We start from the raw sequence: 1,190 nt of genomic DNA on the forward strand, positions 1-1,190 counted from the left end.
CCGCAGCCCTGCCCGGCGCCGACGCCGCCGCGGCGCGGGCGAGCGCCGCGCTCTATCGCCAGGGCGAGAGCCTCGCCGTCAGCGGCCAGCGGGTGAAGAAGGCCTCCTACGACATTCAGCGGCAGGCCTGGTCTCAGGCGCCCGTGGCCGACGCCCGCGCTCGCCTCACCCGGGTCAAGCAGGTGTCCAGCGCTGGCTATCGTCCGGCGAGCGGCGACCAGGCGCGGCTCTACTCTGCCCTGTCCGAAGGCGGCCGTCGCGGCGGCGCTGCCGGCCCGGTCGCCACCCGCGGCCTGGCGGTCGCCGCGCTCAACGTGCTGGGCGAGGGCGGCCGCGGGCGCGCCCTGATGAACGAACCGCGCACCGGCATGTGCGTCCGGGTCGCCAAGCTGAACCTCTATCAGTGCCTGGCCAGCGCCGGGCCCTACTATGAGGACATCTACTGCCTGGCCATGCACGGCATGCTGGAGCCGGCCGGCTGCGCCACCGACTCGGTGCGTCCGATGCGCACAGCCGTCCGCTGAGGCCGCGGCGCCCCACATACGCCGAAGTCCGCGCTAGAGTGACCCCGCGCCCCCGAGGCGCGGGAGATCTCGATGTCGACGCCAGATCAGGACGATAATCCGTTCATCCGTTCCAGCCCCTGGGGCCGCGCCGCCGGTCCCTCGGCCCCGTTCCGCCTCGGCCCGCTGCCGAAAGCCGCCGAGCGCACCGCCCCGGTGGCTGCGCCCGAAGAACCTGAGCCCCCCAAGCCGGTCAGCTTCGCGCCGCGCCCGGCCGCCACCCGGCCCTCGAGCATCCTCGGCGGTTCGCTGATCCCGCAGGGGACCCCGGGCGCCGACGCGCCGACGCCGCAGCCGCAGGCCCGCGCGCCCGAGCCTCCACGTCCGCCCCCCGAACCTGCGCCGCAGCCCGAGATCCTTCCCGAGATCGTCATCGCGCAGGCCGCGATCCCGTCAGCCCGCCGCGCCGCGCCGCGCCGCTCGCCCCTGCCGCTCATCGGCGCCGGTGTCGGACTGGCCGCTGCGGCCGGCCTCGCCGCCGCCTTCCTGCTAAACCGTGAAGAGCCGGCCGCGCCACTCCAGCCCGTCGGACCGCCGCCCGAGCTGCGAACGGCGAGCGCTCCGATACCAGCCGCCGCGCCGCTGCCGGCCGAGGTCGCGCCGCCAGTCGAAGCCGCCACCTCGGCT

At 76.1% G+C, this 1,190-nt stretch carries 2 pseudogenes; both read left to right on the top strand.

From position 1 onward, the window contains the following. Nucleotides 1–524: pseudogene (locus AC1DQJ_RS20780) on the top strand (hypothetical protein); the annotation flags it as partial. A gap of 72 nt (nucleotides 525–596) precedes the next feature. Next, nucleotides 597–1,190, top strand: a pseudogene (locus tag AC1DQJ_RS20785) (hypothetical protein); the annotation flags it as partial.

The sequence above is a fragment of the Phenylobacterium sp. P4_E10 genome (genome assembly GCF_056401675.1).